We start from the raw sequence: 24,026 nt of genomic DNA, 5'->3' as shown, positions 1-24,026 counted from the left end.
GATTAAATGAAAATTGCTGTAATTGGAACTGGCTATGTAGGATTGGTAACCGGAACCTGTTTCTCCGAAACTGGAAATACCGTAACCTGCGTTGATATCGACAAGAGGAAAGTTGACAAGCTGTCCAACGGACAGATTACCATCTATGAGCCTGGTTTGGAAAAACTCTTCCTTAGAAATCTCAAAGAAGAACGTTTAAAGTTTACCACTAACCTGGCAGAAGGTATTGAGGAAGCGCAGATCATATTTCTGGCTTTGCCAACACCTCCCGGCGAGGATGGATCAGCTGATCTGAAATATGTTCTCGGCGTAGCGAAGGATCTGGGTAATATCATGAAAGAATACAAGGTCATTGTAGATAAAAGCACTGTGCCTGTGGGAACTGCTGAAAAAGTACATGCAGCCATTGCGGCCAATGCAAAAGTTGAATTCGATGTAGTGTCCAACCCGGAGTTCCTTCGCGAAGGAGTTGCGGTGGATGATTTCATGAAACCAGATCGCGTAGTGATTGGTACCAGTTCCGAAAGAGCAAAAAAACTGATGTCAGAATTATATGCACCGTTTGTTCGTTCAGGTAACCCGCTCATTTTTATGGACGAGCGTTCTGCAGAACTTACAAAATATGCGGCCAATTCATTCCTCGCAACGAAGATTTCTTTCATGAATGAAATTGCTCAGCTTTGCGAACGTCTGGGTGCTGATGTTGACCTGGTTCGTCTCGGGATTGGTAGTGATGACCGTATAGGTAAAAGATTTCTTTTCCCTGGTATCGGATACGGCGGATCCTGTTTCCCTAAAGATGTACAGGCTTTAGTAAAAAGTTCCAACGAAGTGGATTATGAATTTCAGATTCTCAACGCAGTGATGGATGTAAATGAGCGTCAGAAATTGCACCTGCTTCCAAAAATAAAATCATTCTTTAAAGGGAGCCTCAGCGGAAAACATTTCGCATTGTGGGGTCTTGCTTTTAAACCGAATACCGATGATATCCGCGAAGCTCCTGCGCTCTACATTATCGATGCATTGACGAAAGAAGGTGCCACAGTGTCTGTGTTCGATCCTGAAGCGATGAAAAATGTTCAGGAAGTGATCGGGGACAAAGTAACCTATGCAGAAAGCCAGTACGATGCATTGGACGGTGCGGATGCACTGATCATCGCAACCGAATGGAATGAGTTCAGAACACCTGATTTTTTAAAGATTGTGAAAAAACTGAAGAAGAAAGTAATCTTCGATGGTCGCAATCTGTTTGATATCGGCGCTATAAAAGACCTGGGTTTTCATTACGAGAGTATCGGGCGTGCTGCAGCGACTCAAAACAACTGATATGGAGAGAAAACGAATATTGATTACAGGCGCCGCGGGTTTCCTCGGCTCGCATTTAAGTGATCGGTTTATTAAGGAAGGGTATCACGTGATAGGAATGGATAATCTTATTACAGGAGATCTGAAAAACATCGAACACCTTTTCAAACTTGAACAGTTTGAGTTTTATAATCACGACGTTTCAAAATTCATACATGTTCCAGGCAAACTGGATTATATTCTCCATTTTGCCTCACCGGCCAGTCCTATCGATTATTTAAAAATACCGATACAGACTTTGAAAGTTGGTGCGCACGGAACGCATAACTGTCTTGGGCTTGCAAAAGCCAAAGGTGCACGTATGCTGGTAGCTTCAACCTCGGAAGTATATGGCGATCCGATGGTGCACCCGCAAACAGAAGAGTACTGGGGAAATGTAAACCCTGTTGGCCCCCGTGGTGTGTACGATGAAGCAAAACGCTTCATGGAATCCATTACTATGGCATATCATACCTTCCATGGTGTGGAAACCAGGATCATCAGGATCTTCAATACTTATGGTCCGAGAATGAGACTAAACGATGGCCGTGCCTTACCCGCATTCATTGGCCAGGCTTTACGTGGTGAAGATCTGACGGTGTTTGGTGATGGAAGCCAGACACGCTCATTTTGTTATGTCGACGACCTCGTGGAAGGTATTTACAGATTACTGCTGAGCGACTATGCATACCCGGTAAACATTGGTAATCCCAGTGAAATTTCATTGAAGGATTTCGCTGAGGAAATTATCAGGCTTACCGGCACTTCCCAGAAAATTGTTTACAAGCCACTCCCTGTCGACGACCCGAAACAACGTCGCCCGGATATTACCAAAGCCAGGGAAATTCTTGGCTGGGAACCTAAAGTGAGTCGCTCGGAAGGACTGAAGATTACATATGATTATTTCAAGTCCTTACCTCCTGAAGAATTGAACAAACAACCCAAAGAGTTTAAAAGCTTGAAATAATATGCTGATATATCAGGATTTACTGGATAAAAAAGCTAAACTGGCAGTGATCGGACTGGGATATGTCGGCTTACCCATTGCCCTGGAATTTGCAAAAAGAATTTCTGTTATCGGTTTCGATATCAATCAGAAACGTATCGAGTTGATGAAGCATGGTATCGATCCGAGTAAAGAAGTAAAAACCGAAGAGTTTAAAGATCGCGATATCGTATTTACTAACGATCTCAATAAACTTAAGGAAGCAAAATTTTTTGTCGTTGCCGTTCCGACGCCTGTTGACAAGTTTAACGTACCGGATCTGAAACCGGTTTTGGGCGCTTCAAAGACAATTGCAAAAGTGGTGAAGAGAGGCGATTATGTGATATTCGAATCTACTGTTTATCCTGGTTGTACAGAAGAAGATTGTCTTCCGGTAATTGAAAAAGAATCAGGTCTTAAAAATAAAGTTGATTTTAAACTCGGTTATTCTCCTGAGAGAATCAATCCGGGTGATAAAAAGAATACACTGCGTTCAGTAATAAAAATTGTCTCCGGGTGTGATGCTGAATCGCTGGAAGAAATTGCAAAAACGTATGAGATCGTTGTTGATGCAGGAGTGCATCGTGCAACATCAATCAAAGTTGCAGAAGCCGCAAAGATCATCGAGAACACACAACGTGATCTGAATATCGCATTGATGAATGAGCTTTCTATGATCTTCGACAGGATGCATATCAATACTTATGATGTGCTGGAAGCCGCAGGTACGAAGTGGAACTTTTTAAAGTTCAGCCCGGGTCTTGTTGGTGGACACTGTATCGGTGTAGATCCTTACTATCTTACTCATAAAGCGGAAGCGATGGGGTACGATGCGAAAGTGATTTCTGCATCACGCTTCATTAATGATAATATGGCGCGTAACGTTGCCCGTAAGGTAATTCAGCATGTGCTCAGGAACGCTCCTGATGTCAACAATGCAAAAGTGCTGGTGAAGGGAGTAACGTTCAAGGAGAACGTGAGCGATATCCGCAACTCAAAAATTATCGACACTGTAAAAGAAATACAGTCATTTAATATCAAGGTTGATGTTGAAGATCCATTTGCAGAAGCTGATGAAGTGAAAGAAGAGTATGGACTGAACCTGGTAAGAAACGATGGAAAAGACTACGATGCGGTAATAATTGCAATTCCACACGAACCGTACCTGTCGCTCACTGACAATGATTTTGTTGGAATGACACGAAACTCTGCTCTCGTAGCAGACCTGAAAGGTGTATTTCGAGGCAGGATCAGCAGCAGAGCGTATTGGAGCTTATAATTGAAATGCGTAACTGAAGATGAAAAAAAATATTCTGGTAACTGGTGGAGCAGGTTTTATAGGATCGCATGTCGTTCGGTTATTTGTAAATAAATATCCCGATTATAAAATCATCAATCTTGATTTGCTCACTTATGCAGGAAATCTTGAAAATCTCAGGGATGTTGAGAAGAAATCCAACTACGAATTTGTAAAGGGTGATATCACTGATGAATCCTTTATCAATTCTCTTTTTGACGATTATAAATTTGATGCAGTAATTCATCTTGCTGCTGAGAGCCACGTAGATCGTTCGATTATTGATCCGCTTTCCTTTATCAGGACCAACGTACTTGGAACAGGTGTGTTACTTAATGCTGCACGCCGTCAATGGAAAGAACATAGCGACAAGCTCTTTTATCATGTAAGTACAGATGAAGTTTATGGATCTCTTGGAGAGGCTGGTTTTTTCACTGAGGAAACACCTTATGATCCGAGATCTCCATACTCGTCAAGTAAAGCAGGTTCTGATCACCTCGTAAAAGCTTATCATCATACTTATCATCTTCCTGTAGTTATTTCGAATTGTTCGAACAACTATGGCTCGCATCAGTTCCCGGAAAAATTGATTCCTTTGATGATCAATAATATCATCAAAAAGAAACCGTTGCCGGTATACGGAAAAGGTGAGAATGTGCGCGACTGGCTTTGGGTGGAAGACCATGCACGCGCGATCGATGTGATTTTTCATAATGGAAAGATAGGAGAGACCTATAATATCGGTGGGTTCAATGAGTGGAAGAATATCGACCTGGTAAAGCTTCTCTGTAGTGTTATGGATAAGAAACTCAAACGGGCAGCAGGAGAATCAGCTGAACTTATTACATACGTTAAGGATCGCGCAGGTCACGACCAGCGCTACGCAATAGATGCTACCAAGCTCAATAAAGATCTTGGCTGGAAGCCCTCTCTTCAATTTGAAGAAGGTCTTGACAAAACTGTTGACTGGTACCTGAACAACACAAATTGGTCAGACAATGTTCTTTCCGGTGCATACCAGGAATATTATCAGCAACAGTACGTTTTGAGATAGAATCATTAATGATTTCAGTTTAACTTGCCCGCAAAAGATTTTTTTCCGTATGCATTTCAGGCCTACACCATTTCCGGGTCTTTTTATTATAACTCCAAAAGTCTTTGAAGATTCAAGAGGGTATTTTTTTGAAAGCTATAACCAGCAAACCTTCATTAACAATGGTGTCGAGCAGACCTGGGTGCAGGATAATCAGTCAAAATCATCCTACGGTGTCATTCGCGGTCTTCACTATCAATTGAATCCATATGCTCAGTCAAAACTGGTGAGAGTATTACATGGTGCTATTCTGGATGTAGTGGTGGATATCAGGAAAGGATCGCCTTCTTTCGGCCAGGTGTATTCCATTGAACTTTCTGCAGAGAATAAATTGCAGCTATTGATACCCCGGGGATTCGCACATGGATTCTCTGTACTAAGTCCGTTTGCCGAAGTATTGTACAAATGCGACCAGATCTATAATAAGGAATCTGAAGCAGGAATTTTATATAACGATCCTGCTTTAAATATTGACTGGAAAGTTCCGGCTGTTGAAGCTATCATTTCCGACAAGGACAAGGTTCATCCGCATTTTGAAGACTGCAGAAACAATTTCGAATTCAGCATACAACCTGTATGAAAATTCTTGTAACTGGTGCGAATGGACAGTTGGGAATGGAACTCCGGCAACTGGAGAGTCGTTACCCTCAGCACAATTTTGTATTTGCTTCACGCTCTGAACTTGCTATCGAAGATAAGGCAGCGGTTGACGATATTTTTTTAAAAGAAAGTCCTGACTATTGTGTCAACTGCGCTGCATACACGGCGGTGGATAAAGCCGAATCGGAACAGGAGCTGGCTTATCTCATCAATGGAACAGCAGCCGGATACCTGGCATCAGCCGCGGAAAAATCAGGAACAAGATTTATTCACATATCTACTGATTATGTGTTTGATGGAACCGCGGTTACTCCTTTGCGTGAGTCGGATGCTGTGAGCCCATTAAATGTTTACGGTGCGTCCAAGCTTGAAGGAGAAATGCAGGCGATGCAATTCAACAGTCAATCTATCATCATCAGAACATCGTGGGTATATTCTTCGTTCGGGAAGAACTTTGTGAAAACGATGATTCGTTTGATGAGTGACAAACCTTTAATCAATGTAGTACAAGACCAGGTCGGATCCCCAACCTATGCAGGTGATCTTGCGGATGCCATCATGCACATCGTTTCTCTTGGAGATAAAGCAGCGCCTGGCATTTACAACTACAGCAATAAGGGTGTAATCAGCTGGTACGATTTTGCAGTTGCTATAAAAGATGAAATCAAATCTTCCTGCGTAGTAAATCCTATCCCCACTTCTTCATATCCCACACCCGCAAAGCGACCCGCATATTCTGTAATGAATACTGAAAAAGCTGAGACAAAACTCGGCCTGACAATTCCCGAATGGAGAAAAAGTCTCTCTGTCTGCATCAGCAAGATCTGATCTGCACCCTTCTCCATGAGAATCCCGTGACAATTATTGATTGTAATTTTAATAGCGTTTTAAGAGCGAAGGTTTTTTATTAAAATAGAATTATATTATTCGGGCCTAAAGGCATATTAACACAATTGCTTTTGGTTTTGAAAATCCTGCCTATAGTTTTGCGCCCTCTTAAATTTAGTATCAATTATAAACAGATTTTATGTTACTGGACAAACGTATTCCCCTTACCTATATTTTCAATAAAATAAAAGTTGATTTGCTGTTTGTCATAGTAGTTGGATTGGTCATACACTATTTTGCTTCCACATTTTCAAGTATTCTTCCCGATATGCCGCTGACTGTAGCCGCATTGCTTGGCACATCAATTTCGATTTTGTTGTCATTTAAAATGAATCAATCATACGAGCGCTGGTGGGAAGCACGTAAAGTATGGGGCGCGATAGTAAATGATTCACGGTCTCTCGTTTTGCAATTACAAAGCCTTGTAAAGGATCAAAGTAAAGTATGCGATGAAATTTCTTATCGTCAGATTGCATGGAGTTATTCACTCGGAAATTCATTGCGCGGGCAGGATGCTTTGCTGATTACAAAACCCTGGTTAAGCGAAGCAGATTTCAATCACATCGCATCGCATGATAATAAACCACTCGCGCTTCTTCAGCTGCATGTACAGGACCTGAAATTGCTCAGAGATAGCGGTAAGGTGGACCCATACAGTATGGTTCAGATTGACGAAACGATCGTAAGGTTAACTGCTTCAATGGGAATGGCAGAGCGAATCAATAACACCGTTTTTCCTGTTACTTACAGGTTGTTCCTTCACTTCACCATCTATCTTTTTGTAATTGTATTTTCGATTGCTTTAAAAAACATCGATACATTTTACGAGATACCATTACTGGCTTTTGTGTCGAGCGCATTTTTTCTGGTAGAGAAGACTGCTTATTACCTGCAGGATCCGTTCCGCAACAGACCGAGTGATATCGCTGTTACAAATATTGCGCAAACAATAGAACTCAATATACGTCAGCTTCTTGGTGATAGAGAAGCCGCAAGGCCAGTGACTAAAGAAACATTCTACCTGATGTAAAAATTAGTTGATAGTGCTCACCGACAAACGTACCTGATCGTTGATAGATTAAAAAAGGCGACGACTATTTATCCTGAAAAATAGTCGTCGCTTTGTATTTTAATAATAGCGAATCAGATGCATGCCGAAATAAGATAGAAAGTTTATCAATTTTCTCTTCTGCCTCCTTTTAATTCCAATGTAAGTCTATCAAATTCTTCAAACTTACCTTCTGCTAGTAATTTCGCTTGTTCCGGCCAGGTAGCAGGATCGTGTATACGATATTGCTCGCCTCCCTCATCAAGAATTTTCTGAAGAGTTTCAGAAGATGTACCCGCCAGCTGGCGGAAAGTGTAAATATCATGTTCATTCAGCATCTCTTCAAGTTTGGGACCGATTCCTTCAATTCGTTTTAGATTGTCCGGCTGCGCAGAGGCAGCGGGTGGAATAAATGGCAGCGGTTTTTCTTTTTCATCCTGCAAGGCCGAATATTTTTCTTCCAGCGTCAGGTAGTTTTGACGGAGCGTTACGAGGTCCGACTCCAGCATTCCCGATTTCAATCTGAGATCTGCCAGCTGCCCCTGCAAATGAGTAGATTCAGCAGAAGCTGCTATTGCGTTGAGTTCTGCATTAGCTCCATTTGAGGCTTTTATCTTCAGGTCTTCATTTTCTGCCCGAAGTTTTTTTAATTCAGCTTCCAGGCCGATCGCTTTTGTTTGAAAATCCAATCCCGTTGCTGCATTTTTCGCCTGAACATCTGCCTCTTGTTTCCATTTATCAATTTCACCCTGTAGTTGCAATCTACCCTCGTTCAGATCAGCTAGTTGTTGTTTGGATTTCTGAAGATCTGCTTCCAGTTGTGTACTCTTGCTCCTCGCATCAGCAATTTCTTTCATTCTCTCATCCAGCGAAGCTGATTCGTCTCTGATCTTTTTTCTTTCCTCTTCAAGTAGATTTGTTTCCGTCTGGAACTTCACCACCATGAGCCTGCTACTGTGAAGATCGTTTTCCAGTTTTTGAAGTTTCGCTTTAAGTTCAGCCACCTGGCTCTCATTCAAGGCATTGGATAATCTGACTTTTTCACTTAATGCCGCCTCCAGTTCCGACCTCAGTTTCAGATTTTCCGCCCTGCTTATATTCAGATCTTTTTCCTGGTTCTTTACCCTGTTACGCACTGCCTCTACTTCACCATGATCCACCATCATTGAAGTGACTTTTGCATGTTCCGATGCAAATTCATCTTTCAGTTTCTTATTGGCCAGCAAAGCTGCATCTAGCTCCTTGTGCAGGTCATGCAGTTTATGTTTGGCTTTATCAAGTTCTGTAGCTGCCGCAGAAAATGAGTTGGCCTTGGAAACCGCGGCTTCCATTTGTTGCTTGTATTTATGGTGCTTGTTTTTTTCTTCGTGAAGCTCTTTTTCCAGGTGATTCATTCGGAGGATAAGTGCCTTGCTGGCGGAATTGTTCCTTCCTTTAAAAAAGAAATGATACAAAAGAAAACCTATGACAGCAGCAAGGACCCATAGGATGGTAATTTCTGTGTTGGAATTCCGGACTGCAGCATCCCTCCAGCCGGGATCAAAAATGCCAAGCAAATAAAACATAGCGAGCAATTTTAAAAGTTAGGATAAGAAGTCTCAATAGGTACTAGCCAAAAGCGGGTAGATCAATTTAGGAAAAACTTTGAATTGAACAATGAAACCAGGCTTTGCTTTATTTGGGGAATTCGGGCCCATTTCTTTTTATATGATTTGTAAATCAATAAATTAGAGCAGCAAGGCAATGGCTATTACCTTAATGATGTTCCAGAAAATTCCCGTTTTGGCGATAAGGCAAGTGGATGTTAAACTATGTAATTTTTATGCACTAATGACATTTTTAGATCTATGTCTACTATATTTGTAGGGAATTGGGTATTGAGGTTCTGGAATCGGGTTTACCTGTACATTCCTCAGTAGCAAAAACGTAATGAAGCCCCGCTTCATCCTTTATCATTAAAAGTTTTTGAGGCATGTCAGAATACAAACTAGATTATCTGCAGGAGCTTGAAGCGGAGAGCATTTATATCATGCGCGAAGTGGCAGCCCAGTTTGAGAAGCCGGCTCTTTTATTCAGCGGTGGAAAAGATTCCATCACACTCGTTCACCTGGCAAAAAAAGCATTCGCACCAGGGCGTATTCCATTTCCACTGGTACACATTGATACAGGCCACAATTTCCCCGAGGCCCTTGAATTCCGTGACCAATTAGCAAAAGAAGTCGCAGCAACTTTGATAGTACGTAATGTGGAAGACACCATCCGTGAACGTAAGCTCACGGAACCAAAAGGAAAATTTGCAAGTCGTAACTGGCTGCAGACTTATACATTGCTGGATACCATCGAGGAGTTTTCTTTTGATGCTTGTATTGGTGGTGCAAGGAGAGACGAAGAGAAAGCAAGAGCTAAAGAAAGAATATTTTCTGTACGCGACGAGTTTGGTCAATGGAACCCGAAGCTTCAGCGGCCTGAGTTATGGAATATTTTTAACGGCCGCATACATAAAGGCGAAAATGTAAGGGTGTTCCCGATCAGTAACTGGACCGAACTGGATGTCTGGAACTATATCCGCGAAGAACAAATTGATTTGCCTTCGATTTATTTTTCACACGAACGTGATTTGATTGAACACGAAGGTCAGCTCATCGCCTCTTCCTCTTTTATCAGACTTGATCCGGAGGATGTGGTTATCCGTGAAAAAGTGAGATACCGCACTGTAGGAGATATGACCTGTACAGCGGCGGTGCGATCAACTGCCGATAATATTAACGATGTGATCAATGAAATAAAAGCCACACGAATCAGCGAACGCGGTGAAACCCGTATTGATGATAAAGTTACCGAAGCGGCTATGGAAGACCGTAAGAAAAATGGCTATTTCTGATTTTTCCAGATAAATAAGATTAGATGAATATTCTCCGATTTATAACAGCCGGAAGTGTTGACGATGGCAAGAGTACACTGATAGGGCGTTTGCTCTATGACAGCAAAAGCATCCTCGCTGATCAGCTGGAGCAACTTGAAAAATCCAGTGCAAAAAAAAATGATAAGGGTGAGATTGATCTCGCTTTGTTAACTGATGGTCTGAGAGCAGAACGTGAACAGGGGATTACTATCGATGTTGCATATCGTTACTTCACAACACCAGTCAGAAAGTTTATCATAGCAGATGCTCCTGGTCATGTGCAGTACACACGCAATATGATCACTGGCGCATCCAATGCAGAACTGATCATCATTCTAATTGATGCAAGGCAGGGCGTTGTGGAACAAACCCGAAGGCATTCGATCATTGCTTCGCTGCTGAAAATTCCTCACGTCGTTGTGGCTATTAATAAAATGGACCTGGTTGATTTTTCACAGGACGTGTTCAATAATATTATTATCGATTACTCAAAAGTTGCAGCGCAGCTCGGTTTGAAGGATGTAAAATTCTTTCCTATCAGCGCATTGCAGGGAGATAATATTGTTGAGAGGAGTGAACACATGAGTTGGTATGAAGGTCCCACCCTTCTTCAGTTCCTGGAGGAAGTACCGGTGGAAAATGACATCAATCTAAACGATCAGCGTTTCCAGGTTCAGTACGTCATTCGTCCTCAAACTGAAGATCTGCACGATTACCGTGGTTACGCGGGTAAAGTACAAAGCGGAATTTTTAAAAAAGGGGACAAAATAAAAATTTTACCCGCAGGAATCGAATCAACTATCGAGTCTGTCGAAATAGGAGGAAAGGAATTAAGTGAAGCATTTGCACCACAAAGTGTTGTAATAAGATTGACAGACGATATCGATATCAGTCGAGGTGATGCTATTGTTGGAAGAGACCAGGGCCCTGAGTTAAAGTCGGAACTGGATGTAGTATTGTGCTGGCTGGATGAAAAGCCACTTCAGCCTGGCAACAAATATTACCTGCAGCACAATGCAAGAACAGTTCGCACGGTGGTAAGAAATCTTGAACATAAGATTGACGTGAATACTTTGCAACCACTGGAAGTATCCACTCCGGTAACATTGAATGAAGTTGTGAGAGCAAAATTGAAAACTGCGGCACCGGTTGTTTATGATTCCTACGAAAATTCTCAGACCAATGGCGCCGCTATTTTGATAGATGAAACGAGCAATAGCACGGTGGCAGCGGTATTGTTCCAATAAAGTATAAAGTAACTGGTAGGTATATACAAGTGATGAAATCAGAAGAAGTACAGCCAAAAGCAAAAGTGATTTTTGCGGGTGCGGGTCCCGGCGATCCTGAACTTATTACTGTTCGCGCAGCTAAGTATTTGCTGCTTGCTGATGTGGTTTTGGTTGATCGACTGGTTAGTCCGGTTATTATCCACAGCTACTTAAAGCCCGGGGTAACAGTCGTATTTGTTGGCAAACAGGCAGGGAAATCAGGTAGTATACCACAACCCAGGATCAATGAGCTCTTGCTTCAATATGCCTTACCAGGAAAGCTGGTGGTCAGATTGAAAGGTGGTGATGTTTCTGTTTTTTCAAACATACTTGATGAACTGGAAACACTTACTGCAAACAATATTTCATTTGAGATCATTCCAGGAGTAACGGCAGGTCTCGGTGCTGCTGCTTACGCAGGTATACCATTGACGGCACGGGGTTATTCCACCGCAGTTCGCTTTCTCACTTATTATAAAGAAGAGGTAATCACAGGTGAAGTGTGGAAAGAACTGGCGCAGACGACAGATACCCTTGTGTTTTATATGGCTTCAAAACAATTGGAGCATTTGATAGATCATCTTCTCAGCGCAGGAATTTCTGCTGATAAACCATTAGCCGTTATCGAACAGGCAACGACGGCTTTTCAAAGAATAAGTTTTAATAAAGTTGGCGGCATCATGGAAACTTTGCAAGACAAAGAACTGATGTCACCCGCATTATTGATTATAGGTGATGTAGTATCACTTCATAAAAAGTTTGCATGGTTTACGACCATTGAAACAGAACTCAATTATTTTGACCCGGTGACAGATCCCATGAAAGCGAATGAGGTGGGAACGGGTGAATCAAAAAAATCAGAACATGCTGCCGGGTTCTAAGTTGAAAATATTACAGGATTTGATTGATAGTTCTTCGAAAGAAGAATTGATCTGGATGAATGGCTATTTATCCGGTTTGGTTTCCCGCTTCCCTGAAGCAAAATCCAATGGACTGATTCAGAATGGAAACGGGCATATCAATGTGGTGAAAAAAATCACTATAGTTTTTGGTACGGAAACCGGGAATGCAAAAAAACTCGCAACAGAACTGGCAGCAGCCGCTAAGCATAAAGGCATAAATGTAAAATGTCTTGGTCTTGATCAATATCGCTTTTCTGATCTCGAAAAAGAAGAATACTTTTTTGTTGTCATCAGTACGCAGGGGGAAGGAGACCCTCCTGGTCCTGCAAAAAAGTTTTATGATGCATTAATGGCAAAAGAATCTCAGTTGCCGCACCTGCGTTTTGCTGTGCTTGCGCTGGGAGATACATCTTATCCATTGTATTGTAAAACCGGTGAAGATGTAGACGCGCAGTTTCATAAGTTGGGTGGAAAAAGACAGATACCGTTGCAGAGATGTGATGTCGATTTTGAAAAACCTGCACATGCATGGTTTGAAAAAGTGCTGACCATTACTGAAAAAGGAGAGACGATCGATAAGCCTGTTTCGGCACCGGCTTCAGCATCACCAAAAGGCGAAAAGAAAATTTACGACGGTACAATCATTACACATATTAACCTTAATGATCGTGGTTCTGATAAAGTTACCTGGCATATCGAGATCGCTGTTGAAGAGCCTGTGCAGTACGAGCATGGTGACGCGATAGCGATAATTCCACATAACCGGAAAGAGATCGTAAGCAGGATTATTGAGCTTACAGGCGTTGATGAAAACGCAGTTGTCGAAACTTCAAAATATAAAGAGTCAGTAAAAAAGTTGCTGACAGAAAGATTGAATATCTGTTACCTCCTTACTTCAGCAATTAAGAAGTATGCAACGCTGACGCGCCAGGATATTCCGGATACGCGCATGGACCTGGTGGATCTTTTAAGAATATATCCGGTAAAAGATCCTTCTCAGTTTATCGAAGTACTTAAAGTATTGCCAGGAATTGCTCCGCGATTGTATTCTGTATCCTCATCACCGCTGGTGAATCCAAATGAAGTACACCTCACTGTCAGCAGGCATGCATACCTCATTGAAGAGCAAAAACACATAGGACTTTGCAGTACTTTTTTAGGAGATCTTTCTGTTGATTCAAAGTTGAGCTTCTATGTACATCGAAATCGTTCGTTTAAGTTACCAGCCGATGATAAACCGGTGATCATGATCGGTCCTGGTACCGGTATTGCACCTTTCCGTTCATTTCTTGCTGAGCGTGATGCGAGAGGAGCTTCCGGACAGAACTGGTTCTTTTTCGGTGAACAACATTTCACTACTGATTTCCTTTACCAGACGGAAATGCAGATGTTTTTACAAACAGGAGTGCTGAACAAAATCAGTCTTGCTTTTTCCAGAGACCAGCGGGAAAAGGTGTATGTACAACACCGGATGAAAGAGCAGGGAAAGGAATTGTTCAAATGGTTGGAGTCCGGAGCTTATGTTTACATCAGCGGAACAAAAGATCCTATGAGTAAAGATGTTGAAGCTGCATTGATTGATATCGTAAGTACACATGGAAATAAATCGCACGAAGATTCAGTGGCTTATTGGGAGTCTGTTTGTAAGGATGGACGTTTTCATAAAGACGTATATTAAGAGAGGGAAGAAGTAGTTTAAAGCTGAAGGTTAAAGTTGAAAGTTCAAGGTTTGGAAGGATGCAGGGAAAGGTTAAATGTCTGCTTTATTAAAAGTCCAATTCCTCTAACATTGGAGACGAAAGGTAACGTTCATGTTCCGGCAGGAACATTTTGTTTATAGCCGCCCGAAGTGCGGGCAGGTAGGTAAAAAATAAATAGTTTAAAGTTTATAGTTTGAGCACATCACAGAAATTATCAGTTGTTGAGAGGATCAAAACAAACAGTGATGCTCTACGTGGCACGCTGAAGGAAAGCCTTACAGATGATATCACCGGTTCATTACGCGAGGATGACCAGTCGCTGATCAAATTTCATGGTTTGTATCAGCAGGATGATCGGGATCGCAGAGAAGAGAGAAGCGCGAAGAAGCTTGAATGGTTGTATTCTTATATGATCAGGCTTCGTTTGCCTGCCGGTATCATGACCCCACAACAATGGATCGGTTTAAATCATATTGCCGGTGAACATTCAACGGGTACGATAAAAATCACTACACGCCAGACCGTCCAGCTGCATGGAATTCTTAAATCGCATATAAAACCTGCGATTCAATCTTTCAATACGCTTCACCTGGATTCAATCGCAGCATGCGGTGATGTAAACAGGAATGTGATATACAGTGCCCATCCCGCTACATCTCCATTGCATAAAGAGATTGAGGATTATGCAACCTGGATTAGCGAGATGGCGTTGCCGAAGACAAGAGCATATTATGAAATCTGGCTCGACAAAGAACAGATTCTGAATAAAGAAGAAGAAACTGATCCGTTATACCAGGATCGTTATTTACCCAGGAAATTTAAAATTGCTATTGCTGTTCCCCCGGATAATGATGTGGATGTTTTTGGAAATGATATTGGTTTGATTGCTGTAATTGACAATGGGAAATTTTTAGGTTTCAATATAGCAGCCGGTGGCGGATTGAGTACTACACACGGAAATGCTTCAACATACGCTCGTGTAGGATCGATGCTGGGTTTTGTTTCCGGCAAAGAAAATATTCTCAAAGCCGTGTACGAGATCATTACTATCCAACGCGATTTTGGAAATAGAAGTGATCGTAAGCTTGCACGTTTAAAATATACTATTGATCGTATCGGTGTCGATAATTTCAGAACAGAACTGGAGAAGCGATGTGGTTTCCGGCTGGAACCCGCAAAACCTTATAGTTTTAAATATCGTGGTGATCATTTCGGATGGCAGAGAAACCAGGACAAAACCTGGAACTATACTGTTTTCACGGAAAACGGGCTGGTAAAAGATGACACCAGTTGTGCACTGAAGACCGGCCTGTATGCATTGGCTGAACAAGGAAAAGTCATGTTCAGGTTTACCTGTAATCAGAATCTTGTTCTTTCTGATATCAAGGATAAAGATAAAGAGGATGTGATAAAATTATTGAGCCAGTTTGGTATAGATGCACATACTGAAAAAGCAGGTATGCTTCGTCGTAATGCTATAGCTTGTGTGGCATTCCCAACCTGTCCGTTAGCGCTAGCCGAAGCACAGCGTTATCTGCCTGCTCTGATATCAAAAATTGAACCATTGCTGAGTAAGCATGGACTTGAAAATGATGAGATCTATTTAAGGATGACGGGCTGTCCAAATGGTTGCGGCAGATCTTACCTGGCGGAAATCGGGTTAATCGGAACAGCCTACGGAAAATACAATCTGCATATAGGCGGCGACAGACTTGGTGAGCGTCTCAATTTAAAATATCGCGAGAACCTGGAAGAGCCTGCGATACTTGAAACGCTGGATGCATTATTTGAACAGTATGCAAATGAACGTGAGCCGGGAGAGGCCTTAGGTGATTTCGCCATCAGACGCAAACTTGTGGGCGGTAATTTCGTAACGGCATAACCGAAAAAATCAGCATTGCAGAATCAACAAAATATTGATGAAAACCTGGTGGCCGGCGAATTGAATAAACCTGCGCCCGAACCTCTTCCGGAGAGTAATCATCTTTTTCCTGTTTTTTTGAAACTGGAAGAGATGAGTATCCTCGTTGTAGGTGGTGGAAATGTTGCATTGGAAAAACTGGTAGCTGTTCTGCATAATTCTCCCTCTACGGATCTTAAGATAGTGGCAAAGAAAGTTTCACCGGAAGTAAAAGCCTTGCTGCAACATCATCCCAATGTTCAGCTATCAGAAAAGGAATTTGAAAAGGATGATCTTGCTGGTATTGATATTGTAATTGCAGCAGTTAATAGTGTTTCTGATAGTGTTTTTATTCGCCAGGCCGCGAAAGAAAAAGGGATATTGGTCAATGTCGCCGATACTCCGGATTTATGTGATTTTTACCTGGGTTCAATAGTAAAAAAGGGAAATCTTAAAATCGCAATTTCAACGAATGGTAAATCACCGACCGCTGCAAAACGCATTCGCGAAATGTTGCAGGAAAGTCTTCCTCAGGAACTTGATGATGTACTGGTAAATCTGAATCGGATCAGAAATAAGCTATCCGGCAATTTTGGTGAGAAAGTTAAGAAGCTTAACGATATCACAAAGGTTCTCGTTGATAAAACCAATGAGGAGAAAGAAAACAAATGGAGAAAATTCGCGACCCGTTCATTGCTCGTATTTGGCCTCATGCTGATCGGGCATTTTGTTTTTTCATACCTGCCCATGAAGGAGCTCACCAGCGGTACGATCAGGTGGTATGAAACTCTGGATAAGAATTTTCCATGGATGGTACTGGCAGGGTTTCTGGCACAGCTTGTTGATGGCGCATTGGGCATGGGATACGGTGTCACAAGCGCTTCAATACTTTTATCTGCGGGCGTAAATCTTGCTTCGATAAGCAGCAGTATTCATACGGCTGAGATGTTTGCCAGCGGAGCTTCCGGATATAGTCACTATAAATTCGGAAACGTAAACAAAAAACTATTTAAAGCCCTTGTCATACCGGGTGTCATCGGTGCGGTTTTCGGTGCATGGTTACTGTATAGGTTTGGTGAACAATACGCAAACTACCTGCGTCCGTTGATGGCTGTGTATACCATGATTTTGGGCATTCGAATTTTAATGAATGCATTCCGGAAGCCGCAACCTCAGAAAAAATTCAAGCGCCATGGCATACTCGCCGGCGTTGGTGGTTTTCTTGATTCTTTTGGCGGCGGCGGCTGGGGGCCAATTGTGACAACAACGCTGATCACGAAAGGACGCAGTCCAAGATATGTGATAGGATCAGTGAGTCTTACCGAATTCTTTGTAACCTTCGCAAGTGCATTTACGTTTTTCTCGTTAATGGGAGTTACTCATTGGCAGGTAATTCTGGCGCTGATCATCGGCGGACTTGTCGCAGCTCCGATTGCAGCCAGGCTTGCCGGAAAACTTCCTAAGAAAACTTCTTTCATTTTACTAGGTATCCTAGTCATTTTCTGGAGTACCAGGATATTGATAAAGGTGTTTACAGGATAATTTTTCCAATAGCTTCATTAATTCCAAATAGTCCGGTAGGGAATTGTATTGCTCTTATAACCTATTTTAACAATTTTAATAATTGCAAAACGTAAAGATCCGAACTGGAAACAAATACAGTTTTTTCCTGGCATCGATTTTAGTCAGTTACACAACTACCGGATGCTCTCATGAAGGTCTGAATGAAATGTTCAACACGGGAAATGTTTCATCGGCGAAGTATATTTGCAGTTCAATTAAGGGATTATGCCAATAATGCATGCTGGTCTTACAGACCCGGATTATGGATTTGATATCAGGGATGAACGAAACCACCAGATGAGGATCGATATCCCTGTAGAGCAGGGTGGAAAGGGAACGGGTTTCCGTCCTATGCAGACAGTTCTCGCAGCTCTTTGCGGTTGCAGCGGTGTTGATATCGTTAGTATCCTGAAAAAACAAAAGCAGGAACTCAAGGGCCTTGAAATTAAAATTGATGGAGAGCGGGAACATGATAAGACGCCTTCTCTTTGGGAGAAAGTAGATATGACGATTGAACTCACTGGTGAAATAGAGCCAGGCAAGGCATGGCGTGCCGTTGAGCTTTCAGTAAATAAATATTGTTCGGTAGCTGAAACACTCAGGAGGGCAGGTGCCCGGATATCGTGGAGGGTTTTTGTGAATAACAAAGAAGTACTGCCTTAATTTTTAACCATTTTATTTTTTTATTGTTATACATGTCTACACATCCGGAAACAGTTGCTATTCGCGCACAGACCAGCAGAACTGCAGAAAAAGAACACAGCACCCCTCTTTTTCTTACCAGCAGTTTTATCTATCATTCTGCAGAAGAAATGGCAGCTGCCTTTGAAGATGATTCCCTTGATGTGAATATCTATTCGCGTTTCTCAAATCCAACTGTTGATGAGTTTATCGCAAAAATTGCCGCTCTTGAAGGAACAGAAGATGGAGTTGCTACCGGAACCGGAATGGCAGCGATTTATTCAACCTTCATGACCTTTCTTTCGCAGGGCGATCATATTATTTCTGCTTCGGCAGTGTTTGGTTCCACCCACACAATTCTTACAAAGTACCTCCCGAAATGGGGGATCACGCATGATTATTTTAACCTGAACAATCCGGAACAAATAGAATCGCTGGTAAAGCCAAATACAAAAATGCTTTACCTGGAAACGCCCTCAAATCCCGGATTGGACATAATTGATATCCGTTATGTGGCTGATATCTGCAAAAAGCACAACATACTTTTTGTAGTTGATAATTGTTTTGCAACACCGGTTTTGCAGCAGCCTATTTCGTTTGGTGCTGACCTGGTGCTGCATTCCGCAACGAAGTTTATCGACGGACAGGGGCGTGTACTCGGAGGTGTTGTTGTAGGAAAGGCTGAACTGATAAAACCACTCTATCTGTTTATCCGCAATACAGGACCAAGCTTAAGTCCTTTCAATGCCTGGGTACTCTCAAAAAGTCTGGAGACGTTAAGTGTCAGGATGGAAAGACATAGCAGCAATGCGCTTGCACTTGCGAAAGCTCTGGAAAAAAACACTGGTGTGAATTGGGTAAAATATCCCTTCCTGCAATCTCATCCGCAATATGAAATAGCCAAAAAACAAATGCGCGCCGGCGGAGGTGTTTTGACTTTTGAGTTGAAAGGTGGAATTGATAATGGCAGAAAGTTTCTCAATAATCTGAAGCTATTATCAATGACAAACAACCTCGGAGATAGCAGAAGCATTGCGTCTCATCCGGCGAGTACCACTCATTCCAAACTGAATGTTGCTGAGCAGAAGGAAGTTGGCATCACAGCAGGCCTTGTCCGCGTTTCAGTCGGACTTGAATTTGTTGATGACATCCTTGCCGATCTGGAGCAGGCTATAAAAGCTTCCCAGCTTTGATATTTGTTCAAACATTGATCACAGATTTAATAACAAATCAACTTTAGCCAGCTTTTAATTGTTCAACATCTAATTGACAGCTTCTTGCATTAGGCTGTTTTGGATGAATATTATTAAATCCTTTTGAAAAATGTATAAAAAGCATCACTTATGGCCCAAGTATTCATTAAAGTTTTCAATATCTGCTTTATTGATTGAAAATTTATCAATGGGGCACACATTTTGCTCGATTTTAATATATGCTTACCGAAAAAATCCAACACCTTCCTACGCAAGACCAGGGCGCTGAAATCATAGTAATGCATCCTGAATTAAAGTCTTGGGTAAAGTTACCAGAGCCAGTTATTAAAAAAATACCTGATCGCCCGGCAGCAAAAATGCCTGAACAGCCCACCGCGTACCTTCGTCCAAAAAAGTACGACTATCTTTAAATTTCGATTTTCATTCATGTGATCATAACATTCAATCTTCAGATTGAGTCTGCAATCAAATTTTTGTTTGATTGTTAAAGAAGGGATTACTGTTGATTTATTTCTGATGAACCATTTCTGATATCGCTCCCGAGTAATCATTGCAGCTTTCTGAAACAGGGTATGTGCCTGGAAGAATACTAATAACCTCATCTTATTTTAGTAGATTAGTATTTTCTCAACTTTCAATCATCATATCCACAACTGCAATGCGTATACGAAAACTGACTACCCTGTTACTTGGCCTTTTTTTGATTGTCCAGACCTCAGCTCAAACTGGTGTTGGTAATGTACAACCTCTTATCCGAAGTACTCCTGAAAAAGAAGGTGTTTCCAGCAAGGCAATTCTTGATTTTGTAAATGCTGTTGAACAGTCGAAAAATGAGTTCCATAGTTTTATGTTGCTGCGTCATGGTAAAGTGATTGCCGAAAGCTGGTGGAATCCCTATCGCGCAGATCTCAAACACACCATGTATTCCTGCAGTAAAAGTTTTACGGCTACTGCCATCGGATTCTGTGTTGCAGAAAAGCGATTAACAGTAAATGCGAAAGTGATTGCTTTTTTCCCGAATGACTTACCCGATACCGTTAGTGCAAATCTTGCTGCAATGGAAGTTAAGGATCTGCTCAGCATGTCTGCCGGGCAGGAGCCTGAACCCAACTATGTTCCTGCGAGAGATACCAATTGGGTACGTGGATTTCTTGCCGCCCCGGTGGTAAACAAGCCTGGAACAAAGTTTTTGTATAACAGCATCGCTACTTATATGCTATCGGCGATCGTGACCAAAGTCACCGGTCAGTCGGTAATTGATTATCTGCGTCCCAGGTTATTTGATCCCCTGGGCATTTCTGATATTGATTGGGAAACTGACCCCAGGGGAATTAATACCGGTGGATGGGGCTTACGTATACGTACAGAAGACCTGGCAAAATTTGGTCAGCTCTTTTTGCAGAAAGGAGACTGGAAAGGAACTCAGATTCTTCCGGCAAGCTGGATCGAAGAAGCGAGCACAAAAAAAATCATGCAGAATCCAAATGCAACAGCAGAACAACTCGCCAGTAATGACTGGCTGCAGGGATACTGTTACCAGATGTGGCGATGCAGGAATAATGCATACAGAGGTGATGGTGCTTATGGGCAATACATTATAGTAATGCCCGACCAGGATGCGGTGATATCCATCACCAGCGAAACAAACAATATGCAGGATGAACTAAATCTCATCTTCAAATATTTACTTCCTGCGTTACAGGATGGGAATGCTGATGTTTCTGATAAAGCCTCCGCAGCGGCATTAAAGAAAAAGCTCGCATCCTTATCACTGCCCGCTCCTAAAAAGATTTCCGATTCTGCCTTTAAAGCTGTTGCCGCCGGAAAATCGGAATTCAAAAAATCAGGTGATCAGCCAGGATTTAAATCAGTTGCATTTGATTTTACGAAAAAGAATTGTGTGGTTACATTTTCAACCGATTCTGCTGTTTATCCGATCGGTTTTTCTGCCTCTTCATGGAAGTTGGGTAAAACAAACAAAAAAGGCGCATACCTTGTTGCAAGAGCAAAAAATAATCTGGAAGGGTTAGCTCCGTTTGCAGTAGCAGGATCTTATCGATGGCTGGATGCACAAACCTTGCAGCTGACTCTCAGATATATTGAAAGTCCGCATACAGAAACATATACCTGCAAATTCGATAGTGAAAAAGTCGATGTAGAAATCGGGCAGAGCTTTAACAACGAGAAAAAGCATTGGGAAGGAACCAGGTAACAGTTACTTGGAATTTTCACAGGAAGAATTTTTACAAATTCCGGATTTACCCACTGCCGGTAGTCACGTTAATGGTAACTTTCAAAAAGTTGTTTTAACAGTGGCTTACTTTAAATGTTACGGTAAACTGTCTATTATTTCGATCAGGAAGTTATAATTTTAAATACTCACCGGAATATATATCCATGGAAAATTTGAACAGGGTTTGTTTGCATTGATTGTATTCTGCTAAATCTTACCTGCTGGAGTTTTTTCTGTATCTTACTCAGATCATCTGAAGCGCATTAAGTTAAGGATTTGAAATATTAGCATAGCTTGTTTTCTTATTTCTTACTTACGGATTATAATGAAACTCAAGAATTTTCTTATTTGCTGGCTTCCTTCTTTTGTATTGATGTTTGCCATTAACGGACTTTTTCACGGAAAAATCGCGAGTGATTTTTTTGACCGTCAGTTTGCACCTATCCAATCTGTCATTCATCCATCCGAGTACACGAATATGTTTTGGGTTGTTCTTCTTGAATTGATTTTGAGTTTTGGTATGGTGTATTTTATCATCGAAACACAGACTTCAATGATTTCCGTTGGTCGCGCTGCATTCAGAGGAGCACTTATAAATCTGATTTCTGCAAGTTCATGGAATTTCGCAAATGCGTCGATGTTCATCCGATGGTCCGATACATTAACTATTGTAGATGTTACATGGCATGTTGCGCTTGGCGCAGCAGCGGGATATCTGATCGCAGTAATCTTCAATCGGTTTGGTCACCTAATTTAATTTTAATCGCATTCTAATCTTTAAGGGATAGAGAACCGCCAAAGAAATATTTTTAGAGAATCGGCCAGTTTGTTCGAGCTTCTCCAATAAAAATCAGAATAAAAAATTTAAAAAAAGTTTGAAGCATTTGTTTTGAAAAAAATGAAAACCAACTTTTTAAACTCACCCGCCTGAATTCAAAACCAGGTGTTTTCCCCCATTAAAATCAGGTAAATAATTAACTACCTTATGTACACATCGAGTCTTACGACGAGGTGTTTCTCAATGTTACGGCTGAGGATATCTATCCTCAGCTTTTTTATTTTCGTACAGATGGATTCAGAAATTTCCGTGTTAATTATTTTCAACTCATCACTATTAAGCGATTTTAAAAGCATCTTTTGTATAAAAAAATCCAGCTTCCTGGTAAGAGGAGCTGGACTATGCTAATATCTGAAATATAAAATCTTATTCAGCGTGCATGTACGTTTCTACTTTCATCTGCGTAAGCTGCTCAATTTCATGAGTAACTAACTTTTCAGCATTAAGTGACTTGATCAGGAAATATTGATCCGGGTCGCGTTGATCTGATTGGTCCCAGTAGAAAACAGTGTCTTTAGCTTTAAACAAATAATTCCTTATTTCAGGGGGCTCGTTTTGAATTTTGATGATGTAGTTGCTGGCAGTGAATTCGGCCGCCCATCTCTCGCCGGAAGCAGGCTTCTGTACAGATCTCATACCATTATAGATGATCACTCCAGAATCGAGAACCCAGGTATGTTTAGTCAACTGACCAACATTGATTCCACTGCTTTGCTGCTGATCACTATTGGATTTTGAGCAACTGATGAAAATGGTTACCACCAGCAACCCGCTTAAACATTTTTTCATTGGTTAGACTGTATTTTACAATGAAGGATTCAGTATCAGCGCACGGTAACGAATTTTTCGTGTACAATATTTTAATCAACCGGATTTTAACATGAGTTAACCTGGTGGAATTGGTGATAGCACATTCCTGTGTTGTATTATTGATGAGTCGCCATAGGTTCCCCAACCTACTGTTATTTGCTGTTTGAACCCGCAACCCCCGACAAGCAGATCAAGCATCTGTGATTCCTGTAAATAAAAAATGCAGGCATTACAACCTGCATTAATCTCATGAACAAGATGGAGTTTCGCATTTATCAGCCCTTCTTACTTCTCACTCCTTACTCCTGATTTTTTTCGTTACCCGACCTGGATTCGAACCAAGACAAGCAGAACCAGAATCTGCGGTACTACCGTTATACTATCGGGCAAACTTGAGCGGCAAATTTAGAAAAAGACAGACAAAGGACGAAATATTTCTCGATGTAACGACCGAAATCCGAGAATAAGTGGAGTGATTTATTGGTGCTCGTTGAGTTACTACGGCAAATGGAGCATAACTCATAAGTAGCTGACAGGTAATTTCTTAGATAAAACAGATAGCTTAAAAAAAGATGTACCGGAGCGAGCTGTTCCGGTACATCACGACTAAAAGTCAGTGCTTTTCTGGGTAACGTTTTTTTCCAATTGTATCTTTCTCTTGGGTGCCTTTCCTGGTTAAAATATTATGCCAGAATTGCTTTATATCACTTGTTATGAAGATTAGAATTTCAATACGGCTGATTTCAGGCTGAATTCTTTA

General features: G+C 41.6%; 19 protein-coding genes. 17 read left to right on the top strand and 2 right to left on the bottom strand.

The window, feature by feature from the left end:
• Positions 1-6: 6 nt before the first annotated feature.
• From P2W82_RS09875 to P2W82_RS09845, 7 genes are all read left to right on the top strand, one after another.
• Complete coding sequence (locus P2W82_RS09875) at positions 7-1,326, top strand: UDP-glucose dehydrogenase family protein (RefSeq protein ID WP_336515709.1); 1,320 nt, start codon at positions 7-9, stop codon at positions 1,324-1,326.
• A gap of 1 nt (position 1,327) precedes the next feature.
• Positions 1,328-2,311 carry a UDP-glucuronic acid decarboxylase family protein gene (locus P2W82_RS09870; RefSeq protein ID WP_336515708.1) on the top strand — a complete coding sequence of 328 codons (984 nt, stop codon included), beginning with the start codon at positions 1,328-1,330 and terminating at the stop codon, positions 2,309-2,311.
• A gap of 1 nt (position 2,312) precedes the next feature.
• Positions 2,313-3,608 carry a nucleotide sugar dehydrogenase gene (locus P2W82_RS09865; RefSeq protein WP_336515707.1) on the top strand — a complete coding sequence of 432 codons (1,296 nt, stop codon included), beginning with the start codon at positions 2,313-2,315 and terminating at the stop codon, positions 3,606-3,608.
• Between the two features lie 19 nt (positions 3,609-3,627).
• Positions 3,628-4,680 carry a dTDP-glucose 4,6-dehydratase gene (gene rfbB, locus P2W82_RS09860; RefSeq protein ID WP_336515706.1) on the top strand — a complete coding sequence of 351 codons (1,053 nt, stop codon included), beginning with the start codon at positions 3,628-3,630 and terminating at the stop codon, positions 4,678-4,680.
• Positions 4,681-4,729: 49 nt separating this feature from the next.
• Complete coding sequence (gene rfbC, locus P2W82_RS09855) at positions 4,730-5,299, top strand: dTDP-4-dehydrorhamnose 3,5-epimerase (protein WP_336515705.1); 570 nt, start codon at positions 4,730-4,732, stop codon at positions 5,297-5,299.
• Complete coding sequence (gene rfbD / locus P2W82_RS09850; protein WP_336515704.1) at positions 5,296-6,147, top strand: dTDP-4-dehydrorhamnose reductase; 852 nt, start codon at positions 5,296-5,298, stop codon at positions 6,145-6,147. The genes rfbC and rfbD overlap by 4 nt, the downstream gene beginning before the upstream one ends.
• A 199-nt stretch (positions 6,148-6,346) precedes the next feature.
• A complete protein-coding gene (locus tag P2W82_RS09845; RefSeq protein ID WP_336515703.1) occupies positions 6,347-7,237 on the top strand; it encodes a bestrophin family protein in 891 nt (296 codons plus the stop codon).
• 146 nt (positions 7,238-7,383) lie between these two features.
• Here P2W82_RS09845 and P2W82_RS09840 read toward each other — a convergent pair whose 3' ends face one another.
• Positions 7,384-8,820 carry a hypothetical protein gene (locus P2W82_RS09840; RefSeq protein WP_336515702.1) on the bottom strand — a complete coding sequence of 479 codons (1,437 nt, stop codon included), beginning with the start codon at positions 8,818-8,820 and terminating at the stop codon, positions 7,384-7,386.
• A gap of 407 nt (positions 8,821-9,227) precedes the next feature.
• Between P2W82_RS09840 and cysD the strand changes: the two genes are divergently transcribed.
• The 10 genes from cysD (at position 9,228) to P2W82_RS09790 (ending at position 22,375) form a co-directional block, all read left to right on the top strand.
• A complete protein-coding gene (cysD, locus tag P2W82_RS09835; RefSeq protein WP_336515701.1) occupies positions 9,228-10,136 on the top strand; it encodes a sulfate adenylyltransferase subunit CysD in 909 nt (302 codons plus the stop codon).
• A 23-nt stretch (positions 10,137-10,159) separates the two neighbouring features.
• Positions 10,160-11,404 carry a sulfate adenylyltransferase subunit 1 gene (locus P2W82_RS09830; RefSeq protein ID WP_336515700.1) on the top strand — a complete coding sequence of 415 codons (1,245 nt, stop codon included), beginning with the start codon at positions 10,160-10,162 and terminating at the stop codon, positions 11,402-11,404.
• A gap of 32 nt (positions 11,405-11,436) precedes the next feature.
• Positions 11,437-12,306 (top strand): uroporphyrinogen-III C-methyltransferase, encoded by an 870-nt coding sequence (cobA, locus tag P2W82_RS09825; protein ID WP_336515699.1) that lies wholly within the window; start codon positions 11,437-11,439, stop codon positions 12,304-12,306.
• Positions 12,290-14,005 (top strand): diflavin oxidoreductase, encoded by a 1,716-nt coding sequence (locus P2W82_RS09820; protein ID WP_336515698.1) that lies wholly within the window; start codon positions 12,290-12,292, stop codon positions 14,003-14,005. Before cobA ends, P2W82_RS09820 begins: the two co-directional genes overlap by 17 nt.
• Before the next feature lie 215 nt (positions 14,006-14,220).
• Complete coding sequence (locus P2W82_RS09815) at positions 14,221-15,909, top strand: NADPH-dependent assimilatory sulfite reductase hemoprotein subunit (RefSeq protein ID WP_336515697.1); 1,689 nt, start codon at positions 14,221-14,223, stop codon at positions 15,907-15,909.
• Positions 15,910-15,924: 15 nt separating this feature from the next.
• The gene (locus P2W82_RS09810) at positions 15,925-17,469 is read left to right on the top strand and encodes a TSUP family transporter (protein ID WP_336515696.1); all 1,545 of its coding nucleotides are present in this window, start codon (positions 15,925-15,927) and stop codon (positions 17,467-17,469) included.
• A gap of 246 nt (positions 17,470-17,715) precedes the next feature.
• Positions 17,716-18,153 (top strand): OsmC family protein, encoded by a 438-nt coding sequence (locus P2W82_RS09805; RefSeq protein WP_336515695.1) that lies wholly within the window; start codon positions 17,716-17,718, stop codon positions 18,151-18,153.
• Positions 18,154-18,185: 32 nt separating this feature from the next.
• A complete protein-coding gene (locus P2W82_RS09800) occupies positions 18,186-19,364 on the top strand; it encodes an O-succinylhomoserine sulfhydrylase (protein ID WP_336515694.1) in 1,179 nt (392 codons plus the stop codon).
• A 679-nt stretch (positions 19,365-20,043) separates the two neighbouring features.
• Positions 20,044-21,597: a serine hydrolase domain-containing protein gene (locus P2W82_RS09795; RefSeq protein WP_336515693.1), complete on the top strand. Its 1,554-nt coding sequence runs from the start codon at positions 20,044-20,046 to the stop codon at positions 21,595-21,597.
• Between the two features lie 346 nt (positions 21,598-21,943).
• Entirely contained in the window at positions 21,944-22,375 is a 432-nt protein-coding gene (locus P2W82_RS09790; protein ID WP_336515692.1) for a DUF2177 family protein, read from the top strand.
• Between the two features lie 447 nt (positions 22,376-22,822).
• On the opposite strand, the gene P2W82_RS09785 is transcribed toward P2W82_RS09790, so the two are convergent.
• The gene (locus tag P2W82_RS09785) at positions 22,823-23,245 is read right to left on the bottom strand and encodes a hypothetical protein (protein ID WP_336515691.1); all 423 of its coding nucleotides are present in this window, start codon (positions 23,243-23,245) and stop codon (positions 22,823-22,825) included.
• Between the last annotated feature and the right edge of the window lie 781 nt (positions 23,246-24,026).

Origin of the sequence: Pollutibacter soli (genome assembly GCA_029269725.1) — a bacterium.
Taxonomy (GTDB): Bacteria; Bacteroidota; Bacteroidia; order Chitinophagales; family Chitinophagaceae; genus Pollutibacter; species Pollutibacter soli.
Note: the sequence above shows the minus strand (reverse complement) of the source record. Positions and strands in the feature narration are given on the sequence as shown.